Annotated in this window: 9 protein-coding genes; 1 reads left to right on the plus strand and 8 read right to left on the minus strand. The window is 62.7% G+C overall.

All coding sequences use genetic code 11. From position 1 onward, the window contains the following. Positions 1–102 precede the first annotated feature (102 nt). The 8 genes from ACIQ2A_RS24020 to ACIQ2A_RS24055 all read right to left on the minus strand — a co-directional run bounded on the left by ACIQ2A_RS24020 (position 103) and on the right by ACIQ2A_RS24055 (position 9,610). On the minus strand, positions 103–780 hold the full coding sequence (locus ACIQ2A_RS24020) for a nitroreductase (RefSeq protein WP_398484203.1): 678 nt from the start codon (positions 778–780) through the stop codon (positions 103–105). A gap of 151 nt (positions 781–931) precedes the next feature. Beyond that, complete coding sequence (locus tag ACIQ2A_RS24025) at positions 932–2,158, minus strand: acyl-CoA dehydrogenase (RefSeq protein ID WP_398484205.1); 1,227 nt, start codon at positions 2,156–2,158, stop codon at positions 932–934. A 138-nt stretch (positions 2,159–2,296) separates the two neighbouring features. Further along, complete coding sequence (locus ACIQ2A_RS24030; RefSeq protein ID WP_398484207.1) at positions 2,297–3,544, minus strand: acyl-CoA dehydrogenase; 1,248 nt, start codon at positions 3,542–3,544, stop codon at positions 2,297–2,299. A gap of 141 nt (positions 3,545–3,685) precedes the next feature. Next, on the minus strand, positions 3,686–4,813 hold the full coding sequence (locus ACIQ2A_RS24035) for an acyl-CoA dehydrogenase family protein (RefSeq protein WP_398484209.1): 1,128 nt from the start codon (positions 4,811–4,813) through the stop codon (positions 3,686–3,688). A gap of 177 nt (positions 4,814–4,990) precedes the next feature. Further along, positions 4,991–6,862 (minus strand): AMP-binding protein, encoded by a 1,872-nt coding sequence (locus ACIQ2A_RS24040; protein WP_398484211.1) that lies wholly within the window; start codon positions 6,860–6,862, stop codon positions 4,991–4,993. Between the two features lie 69 nt (positions 6,863–6,931). Further along, positions 6,932–7,735 carry an enoyl-CoA hydratase/isomerase family protein gene (locus ACIQ2A_RS24045; protein ID WP_398484213.1) on the minus strand — a complete coding sequence of 268 codons (804 nt, stop codon included), beginning with the start codon at positions 7,733–7,735 and terminating at the stop codon, positions 6,932–6,934. 210 nt (positions 7,736–7,945) lie between these two features. Further along, on the minus strand, positions 7,946–8,704 hold the full coding sequence (locus ACIQ2A_RS24050) for an SDR family NAD(P)-dependent oxidoreductase (protein ID WP_398484215.1): 759 nt from the start codon (positions 8,702–8,704) through the stop codon (positions 7,946–7,948). A gap of 231 nt (positions 8,705–8,935) precedes the next feature. After that, a complete protein-coding gene (locus ACIQ2A_RS24055; protein WP_398484217.1) occupies positions 8,936–9,610 on the minus strand; it encodes a TetR family transcriptional regulator in 675 nt (224 codons plus the stop codon). 132 nt (positions 9,611–9,742) lie between these two features. Here ACIQ2A_RS24055 and ACIQ2A_RS24060 point away from each other — a divergent pair. Next, the coding region (locus ACIQ2A_RS24060) for a beta-ketoacyl synthase N-terminal-like domain-containing protein (RefSeq protein WP_398484219.1) at positions 9,743–10,161 on the plus strand (419 nt) is incomplete at its 3' end.

Consider the following 10,161-nt stretch of genomic DNA (forward strand, 5'->3'; position numbering starts at 1 on the left):
GCCGCAAGCGACGTCATTCGTGGCGCCCCCTCTCTCGCCGCGAAGACGCGGCGACCTCTCCCCGGTGGGGAGAGGTGAAGAAGGAGCGTCGCTGCGATGACGTCACTCCACGAACGTCGCAACGTCGCCGAGCGGCGCCCTGCTCGTGCGATAGCTGTTCACCTTGTGCTCGATGTCCGCATAGCCGAATGAAATGCCGCACACGACACGGCGATCATCCGCCATTCCAAAATGCTTGCGCACAACGGCAGAATGAAACGCCAGTGCGGCCTGGGGTACGGTGGCGACACAAAGCGCTTGTGCGGCCAGCATGAAATTATTGACATAACCGCCGCAGTCCACCGCCCCATAAACGCCGAGCGCCTCATCCGACGTGATGATCGCCACATGCGGTGCGCCGAAGAAGTTGAAATTCTGCAGCGCCTGCTCGGCATAGGCGGCCTTGTCGCCGCGCGCGATGCCGAGCGTGTTGTAGAGCTGAAAGCCACTCTCGCGGCGGCGGTCGAGATAGGGCCCTTTATATTCGCGCGGGAATTCGAAATCACCGCTGCTCGGCGTACCCGATGCCGCGACGGGATAGAGGACATCCCGAAACTTCGATGTGGCTTCGCCCGACGTGATCGTCACCTGCCACGGCTGGCTGTTGCACCATGACGCCGTCCGCTGCGCGGCCGTGAGAATGCGATCAATGATCTCGCGCGGCACGGCATCGGATTTATAGGCGCGGCAGGAATAGCGGTCGGTAAGAAGCGTTTCGAGTGTAGCGATGGCGTCGGTCATGTAGGCCTCGTACTTTACTCAGCCCCTCATGGTGAGGAGGCGCCACTCGGCGCCGTCTCGAACCATGAGATGGCCTGACTCTGTGATTGCCGCATCCTTCGAGACGCGCGCCGAGTGGCGCGCTCCTCAGGAGAGGGCGGAGTTTTGGGCGTTACCGTCCCCTGGTCGGCACCTTGTTGAACGGTACATCCTTGTCGACGCGGATGTCACCGGGCAGGCCCAGCACGCGCTCGGCGATGATGTTGCGCAGGATCTCGTCCGTGCCACCCGCGATGCGCATCGACGGCGAGGACAGGATCGTCGCCTGGAACTCCCCGTCAGCTTCCGCGTCCGTGCCGACCAGCGCGCCGGCCGCGCCCTGCAGATCTGCCGCGAACTGCGCGATGTCCTGCATCATCATGCCCGAGACGAGCTTGCCGATGGAGTTCTCCGGACCCGGGCGCTCGCCTTTCGACAGCGCCGAGATCGAGCGGTAGCTGGTATAGGTCAGGCCGGAATTCTTCACCGCCCAACCCGCCAGCTTCGAGCGCACATTGGAATCGTCGATGGCAAGACCATCCTCGAGCATCAGATTGCTGCAATAGTCGAACAGCTCGGGGAAGCCGGTGTGGACGCGGGCGCCGATCGACATGCGCTCGTTCATCAGCGTGGTGAGCGACACGTTCCAGCCATCACCGACCGCACCGAGACGCTGGCTGTCGGGAATGCGGACATTGGTGAAGAACACCTCGTTGAATTCCTGCATGCCATTGGCCTGCTTGATCGGCTTCACCTCGACGCCTGCGCTCTTCATGTCGAGGAAGAACATGGTGAGGCCCTTGTGCTTCGGCACATTCGGGTCGGTGCGGGTGATGAGGATGCCGTAATCGGAATAATGCGCGCCGGAGGTCCAGATCTTCTGGCCGTTGATGATCCAGTCATCGCCATCCTTCTCCGCCCGGGTGCGGAGGCCGGCGACATCGGAGCCGCCGGCGGGCTCGGAGAACAACTGGCACCAGACTTTTTCGCCGGAGGCCAGCGGCGGCAGGTACTGGCGCTTCTGGTCTTCGGTGGCATAGGCCATCACGGTGGGGCCGCACATGCCTTGGCCAATAGCGAAGGGACGCGAGAGCTTGTCATAGACGCCCTCCTCCTGCTGCCAGATCACGCGCTCGATCGGCGTCGATCCGCGGCCGCCATAGTCCTTCGGCCAGTGCAGGCAGGCCCAGCCCGCATCGGCTTTCTTCTTCTGCCACGCCTTGGACGCGCCCAGCATGGAATCGCGCTTGGCATTGGGATTCGACAGCTCGGCCTCGAGCTCTTTCGGCGCATTGGCAGCGATCCATTTGCGCGCGACGGCGCGGAATTCGGCTTCCTGCGGCGTGTCATCGAAATTCATGGCTCTCGTCTTTCTCTCTGTCCCTCATGGTGAGGAGGCGCCACCTGCCGCCGTCCCGGACCATGAGTTCGCCTGGCTCTGCGTGTGCCGCCATGGTTCGAGACGGCGCTGCGCGCCTCCTCACCATGAAGGCGGAGTTTATGCGCGTCCCCGCGTCGGGATCTTGTTGAACGGCACGTCCTTGTCGACCCGGATGTCGCCGGGCAGGCCCAGCACGCGTTCCGCGATGATATTGCGCAGGATCTCGTCGGTGCCGCCTTCGACGCGTGTCGCCGGTGAACGCAGCAGCATCGCCTGGAATTTGCCGGCAACCTCGGCATCCTCTGGCCCATTGAGCACGCCGCTGGCGCCCTGCAGATCGAGCGCATAGGTCGCGACGTCCTGCAGCATGGCGCCGGCAACGAGCTTGCCGATGGAGTTTTCCGGCCCCGGACGCTCACCACGCGACAATGCGGAGATCGAACGGAAGCTCGTGTAACGAAGACCCGAGGCACGCACGGCCCAGTTCGCAAGCTTCGAGCGCACAGCGGGATCGTCGATCGCCGGACCGTCGTCCAGCGTCAGATGGCTGACGAAGTCGAACAGCTCCGGAAAGCCGGTCGCGACACCGGCGCCGATCGCCATGCGCTCATTCATCAGCGTGGTCAGCGACACGTTCCAGCCGTCACCCACGGCGCCGAGACGCTGCGAATCCGGAATGCGGACATCGGTGAAATAGACCTCGTTGAATTCGGCCTGGCCATTGGCCTGCTTGATCGGCTTCACCTCGACGCCGGGGCTCTTCATATTCAGGAAGAACATGGTGAGGCCCTTGTGCTTGGGTACATTCGGATCGGTGCGGGTGATCAGGATGCCGTAGTCCGAATGATGCGCCCCGGAGGTCCAGATCTTCTGGCCGTTGATCACCCAGTCATCGCCATCCTTTTCCGCACGCGTGCGCAAACCCGCGACATCGGAGCCACCGGCCGGTTCGGAAAACAACTGGCACCAGATGTTTTCGCCAGAGGCCAGCGGCGGCAGGTAGCGCAGCTTATGCTCTTCCTGCGCATAGGCCATCATGGTCGGGCCGCACATGCCATGGCCGATGATGAAGAGCGCGCCGAGCTTGCCGAACACGCCCTCCTCCTGCTGCCAGATCACGCGCTCGATGGGCGATGCGCCGCGGCCGCCATAGTCCTTCGGCCAGTGCGGCACGGCCCAGCCGGCGTCAGCTTTCTTCTTCTGCCAGGCTTTTGCGACTTCGAGGATGTTGGCGCTCTTGAGCTGAATGCGGCCGAGTGCGGCCTTCTTCAATTCGTCCTCATATTCGCGTGGCGCATTGGCCGCGATCCAGGCGCGCGCCTTGGCGCGGAATTCGGCTTCTTGCGGGGTGTCATCGAAATTCATGTCGCGATCCCTGATGATTGTCGTCCCCGCGAAGGCGGGGACCCATAACCACCGTCTCTTGTTACGAAGCTGGGCGACGCCACAGCCCTTATTGCTGGTTCAGTGTGTATGGGTCCCCGCCTTCGCGGGGACGACACGGAGTTAAGCCGCGTTCTTCTGGCGCATGCGTTCGATCAGCTGGTCTTCCCAATAGCTCAGCGAGCCCAGGCCGACCGCCAGCGCATTGGAGCGGCGATAATAGAGGTGGCAGTCGAATTCCCACGTAAAGCCCATGCCGCCATGAACCTGGATGTTGTTCTTGGAGCAATGCTGGAACGCCTGCGTCGCGCTGATGCGGGCCGCAGCTGCTGCTTCCGGCAATTCGGCGGCATTGGTCGAGAGCGCCCAGGCGCCGTAATAGCAATTCGAGCGCGCCAGCGTGGCAGAGACATACATGTCGGCCAGCATGTGCTTCACCGCCTGGAACGAGCCGATCTGGCGGCCGAAGGCGATGCGGTCGAGCGCGTAATCGCGGCCCATTTCCAGCGCACGGTCGGAGCCGCCGACCTGTTCGAAGCCGATCAGCACCGCGGCGCGGTCAAGCACCTGGGAGAGGATGCTCCAGCCTTCGCTGGCAGCGCCGAGCGGCTCGGCCTTGACATTGGTGAAGGTGATCTCGGCCTGATTGCGCGAGGGATCGATGGAGGTCAGCGCCTTGGCCTCGACGCCCTCGGAGGTGAGATCGACGAGGAACAACGCGATGTCGCTGTCGCGGCCGGTGGATGCCGTGCGCGCGGCGACAATGGCGAAGTCGGCGATGGCACCGTCCGCGACCGGCTTCTTGGTACCGTTGAGCACGCCATTGGTGGCGGTGAGCTTCACCGCCTTCGGCGACGGATTGCCGGTGCCTTCGAACAGCGCCAGCGTGCCGACCGCATGGCCCTGCGCAATCGCCGGCAGCCACTTCTGCTTCTGCGCATCGGAGCCGGCGAGCAGCAGCGCTTCGGCGGCAAGATAGACGGTGGAGGAGAACGGCACCGGCGCCAGCGCGCGGCCCATTTCCTCGGCGATCACGCAGAGTTCGAGATGACCGGCGCCCGAGCCGCCGAAGGCTTCGGGAATGGCGACGCCGAGGAAGCCCATATCGGCGAGGCCTTTCCACAGCTCGCGATCATAGGGCGCCTGACCATCGATCACAGCGCGCACCGCCTTCGGCGGACATTTTTCGGTGAGGAAGCGGCGGGCCTCGTCGCGGAGCTGTTTCTGATCGTCGGAGAAATCGAAATTCATGGCGGTGTCTCTCTTCGTTCGAATTTTATCTTGGTCGTCCCCGCGAAGGCGGGGACCCATAGCCTCTGTCCGCGCAATCGAAACGGCAGGGCCGCCCCGATAAAGCTTCACCCAAATCTCCGGTGTCTATGGATCCCCGCCTTCGCGGGGATGACATCGGAGCGTGGGATTACATCTTCATTTCAGCACGATCACATCCTCACCCGGATGCTTTGCATAAAGCTCCGCCACATCAGCGGCGCGGCGTTCGAGGCCGGCGCGCTGGTTGATGTAGCCCTTGTCGGTCAGTTCGTTGCCGTCGATGGAGGGCGGCTCCACCAGGAACATCGCGCGCGCGATGCGGCGGCTGCTGGCGCCGACCGACGCGGCGTTATGCGCACGCAGGCCGTCCTTGAAGCAGGCAAGCACCTTCGGGTGCTTCACGACATCGGCAAAGCTCGCATCCGGCCTGTCGATCAGGATGCGGCAGGCCGGCAGGTTCGGCCAGGCGAGCACGCCGATGAATTCGCGGTCCTGCCCGGTGATCAGCGCGTCCTGCACCACAGGCGTTGTGGCGGCGATGATATCCGTGCGCAAAGAGCCGACATGGACGAAGGTGCCCGTGGTGAGTTTGAAATCCTCCACCACACGACCGGAAAAGATCAGGCCCTTCACCGGATCGTTGTCGTCGACGAACACACCGGCATCGCCGATCTTGTAAAAACCTTCCTCGTCGAAGGCGGCTTTTGTCAGTTCGGGCTGGCGGTAGTAGCCGGGCATCACATTGATGCCGCGCAGGCGCAGTTCATATTTCGCGTCCACCGGCACCATCTTCAACTCGACGCCCGGAAATGGCAGGCCGATCAGCCCGACGCGCTCGGTGTCCCAATAGGTACCGGTCGAGGTCGGCGCCGTCTCGGTGCAGCCCCAGCCGGTATAGAACACGATGCGCTCGCCACAGGCGCGCACGGCCAGCGCCTGCATGCGATCAAACAAATCATCGGGGAGGCGTGCGCCGCCATAGCCCATGATGCCGAGATTCTTGAAGAAGGAGCGCGCGAGATCCTCGTCCTTCTCCAGGGCGCCGGCGATGGCCGCATAACCGGCGGGAACATTGGCGTAGTAGGTCGGCGAAATCTCACGCAAATTGCGCAGCGTCTCGTCGATCATGCCGGGCATCGGGCGACCGTCGTCGATATAAAGCGTGCCGCCATCGACCAGCAGCGGGTTGAACAGCGCATTGCCGCCCATGGTGTGATTCCACGGCATCCAGTCGAGATAGACCGGTGGCTGCGCACCGGGCTGGCGCGGACGCGTCTGCATCATCTGCGCTGCGTTCGCGCACATCATCTGCTGGGTGTTGATGACCGCCTTGGGCAGGCCTGTCGACCCCGACGTGAACAGCAGTTTGCCGACCGTGTCCGGCGTGATCGCCGCAAGCGAGTCGGCGACGTCGTCGGTCACCTTGGTCGCGGCCATATCGGCGAATGACACGCTCGCGATCCCTTCCGGCGGGCGCGACACATGGATCACCTTGATGCCGGTGAGATCGAGCGCATCCAGCGCTTTCTGGAAAGTCGGCCCGTCCTGCACCATGATGGCGGCCGGCTTCACCAGATCGAACAGATATTTGAGCTTGAGATGATCCTGGCTCATCAGCGAATAGGCCGGCGACACCGGCGCCGCCGGATGCCGCGCCTGCATCGCCGCCATGGTCATCAGCGCATGTTCGATAGAGTTGCCGGACAGGATCGCAATTGGTCCTTCCGAGACCAGCTTCATGTCGAGCAGCGCCTGCGTGAGCCCATCGACAATGCGCTTGGCTTCCGCATAGGAGACGCGGCGCCATTGCCGGTCATCACCAGCGCGCTGGGCGAGCCAGGTAAGATCGGGACGCTCTTTCGCCCACTTCGCGAGCGGCGCAGCGAGATGCGGCTCACGCGCCATCAGCGGGACGCGCGACTTCATGACGATGACGCCATCCGGACGGCGTTCGACATCGATGTCGCGCTCCATCCAGTGCACCTTGCGGAAGGCGGGTTTGGTCTGTGCCGCGGCCTGCACGTTCATTGCGTTCCTCCCAGAACGGCTTGGCCGACCACAGTCTCTTTATATGGACCTTGTGTCGGTTTCATCTTCTCAGCGCGTCACATAAACCGGTTTACGTTTCTCGATGAAGGCGCGGATGCCCTCCTCGAAATCCTCGGACCGGCTGCACAGCACCTGATTGCGATCTTCCATGGCGATGACGGCCTCGATCGATCCGGCATCCACCGCCATGTTGATGCATTCCTTCGAGAGACGCAGGCCGACCGGCGAGGCCGAGACCATCGCGTCAACATAGGGTGAAGCCGCCTTGTCGAGCTCACCGTCCTCGACAACCTCCGACACCAGGCCGACGGCCAGCGCACGATCCGCATGGATGAAGCGCCCGGTCAGGATGAGTTCGGAGGCAACGGACACGCCGACGAGACGCGGCAGGAAATAGCTGGTGCCGATATCGCAACCGCCTAGGCCCAGCTTGATGAAGGCGCAGTTCATACGCGCAGATTTTGAGGCGATGCGGATATCGGCGGCGAGCGCCAGCGCGAATCCACCGCCGGCGGCTGCGCCCTGCACCAGCGCGATGATCGGCTGCGGGCAGCGGCGCATCAGCATGACGATGTCGGCGATGCGGCGCTGCGAATCCAGCGACTCGGTAACGGTGCGGGGCGCATTCTGGCCACGCGCGGCCATCGCATGTTTGAGGTCGAGCCCGGCGCAGAAATTATCGCCGGCGCCACGGAGCACAACGACGCGGGTCTTGCGGTTGCGCTGCAGGCTTTGAAAGTAATCGTTGAGGGCATCGATCAGAGAGGGATCGAGCGCATTCAGGCTCTCCGGGCGATTGAGCGTCACCCGGTCCACGCCGTCGTCATGGTCGATCAGCAGTGGGGATGCCACGTGCGTTACTCCTACCCGTCTTTGTTTTTCGGCGTCTTCGGGCGCCTGTTGTAGTCCCCTCTCCCCTCGGGGAGAGGGGAGCGCAGGAATTAGACGAAACCTCGTTCGGGAGAGGGGGAGCAGCGACGCTCTGAGTTTGTGACTGCCCCTCTCCCGCCTTTCGCTTCGCTCAGGCACCCTCTCCCGCAAGCGGGAGAGGGGAAATAACCACTACCGCGGAGCCATGCGGATGGCGCCGTCGAGACGGATCGTCTCGCCATTCAGCATCGGGTTCTCGACGATATGAACCGCGAGATTGCCGTACTCCGACGCGTCGCCCAGACGGGCCGGATGCGGCACCTGCGCGCCGAGGCTGGCGCGGGCTTCTTCATTGAGGCCCATCAGCAGCGGCGTCAGGAACAGGCCCGGCGCAATGGTGTTCACGCGGATCTTCTGCGAAGCAAGATCGCGCGCGGCTGGCAAGGTCAGACCCACAACGCCACCCTTGGAGGCGGAATAGGCGATCTGGCCAATCTGGCCTTCATAGGCCGCAACCGATGCGGTGTTGATGATGACGCCGCGCTCTTCGCCGATCGCTTCCGCGGTGGCAAGCTGCTCAGCGAACAGACGCAGGCAATTGAAGGTGCCGATCAGGTTCACCATGATCACATTGGTGAACTTCTCCAGCGGATAGACGCCCTGCTTACCGACAATGCGCTGCGAACCGCCGATGCCGGCGCAATTCATCAGCACGCGTGCGGTGCCGTGAGCAGCGGCGGCCTTGGCGAGCGCGGCCTTCACATCGGCTTCGCTGGTGACGTCACCGACGCAGGCGACGCCCTTGATCTCGGCAGCGACCTTCTCGGCATTGTCAGCGGCGCGATCGAACACGGCGACTTTGGCGCCCTTGGCGGCCATCGCGCGTGCGGTCGCGGCGCCGAGGCCCGAGCCACCACCGGTGATGAATACGGCTACGTCTTTGAGCTGCATGGGAAGAGCCTTTCCTTGGGCGTTTCTGGTATTTTCTTGAATCGTTAGGTCGCGAAGAGAAAAAGAAGAAATGGTCCTTGGGCGTTTCTTATTGGTTTTGAACTGCAGGGCTTGATGGAATCTGTTTTGTTATTTTTTCTTATTGTTGTTTTTGTTGAGTTCCTTGGGCGCTTCCTCAAGTCTTTTGTTTTTGCAGTCTGTCCTTGGGCCGTTTCTTCTTGAGCTTGGTTGTCAGCGGGCTTTGGCGCCCGCCTTCTTACTTGTCAGCATGCCGTCGAGCAGCAGCATTTCGAGATGCGCCACATAGGCGCGGCACACATCATCCGTCACCGGACCGACGCCAATGGCGCGCGACATGGCATGACGGCTGAAGAAGAGATTGTCGCAGGCACCGATCAGGCTGGTGTAGAACAGCACCGGATCGACCACGCGGAATTCGCCGGTCTTATGGCCCTCGGCCAGCAGGCGGCGATGGAAGCTGAGCAGCGGCCCGACAAAGAATTTCGAGACTTCATCTGCCGACTTGTCGCTGCTTTCATGCAGCAGATAGTGGATCAACCGGTTCATATAGGGGAACTGGTTATAGGCCTTGATGATGCCGCCGATGTGCAGGCGCAGCTTTGCGGTGGCCGTGATCGGCTGCTCCAGCAGATATTCCAGATTGGTCATCTCATTGGCGGCGTCGCGCTCGAGCAGCGCCAGCAGCAGACCATCCTTGTTGCCGAAATGATATTTCACCAGCGCAGCGTTGACGCCCGATTGCTGGGCAATCTCGCTCAGCGACACCTCGATGGAGTTGCTGGAGATCATCAACTCGCTCGCCGCGAGCAACAGCTTGTCCGCGGTCGGATTCTTGCCGACCGGGTGACGTACTGAGGCTTGGGATGGGCTGGGAGTCGCTGCCATGGGAGCCGCAGATAATACGAACAATCGCCCGCACTCAAGAGTTAATTGACCGATTGACTAAAATGAATGCGCCCCGTTAAATCCGCCCAACACTACGCCCATCACAACAACAAAATTCCAGGGAGAACGCTCATGGCCGAGGCCTATATCGTCGCCGCAGCACGCACCGCAGGTGGCCGCAAGGGTGGCCGGCTCGCCGGATGGCATCCGGCGGACCTTGCCGCCTCGGTGCTGAACGCGCTAGTGGATCGCGCCGGCGTCGATCCGGCACTGGTGGATGACGTCATCATGGGCTGCGTCGGCCAAGGCGGCGAACAGGCCGTCAATGTGGCGCGCAATGCCGTGCTGGCGTCCAAACTGCCGGAAAGCGTGCCGGGCACCTCGATCGATCGCCAGTGCGGTTCGTCACAGCAGGCGCTGCACTTTGCGGCGCAGGCGGTCATGTCGGGCACCATGGATATCGTGATCGCCTCGGGCGTCGAGAGCATGACGCGGGTGCCGATGGGCTCGCCCAGCATCCTGGCCTCCAAGGCCGGCATGGGCAATTATAT

The sequence above is a fragment of the Tardiphaga sp. genome (assembly GCF_044336785.1).
Lineage (GTDB): Bacteria > Pseudomonadota > Alphaproteobacteria > Rhizobiales > Xanthobacteraceae > Tardiphaga.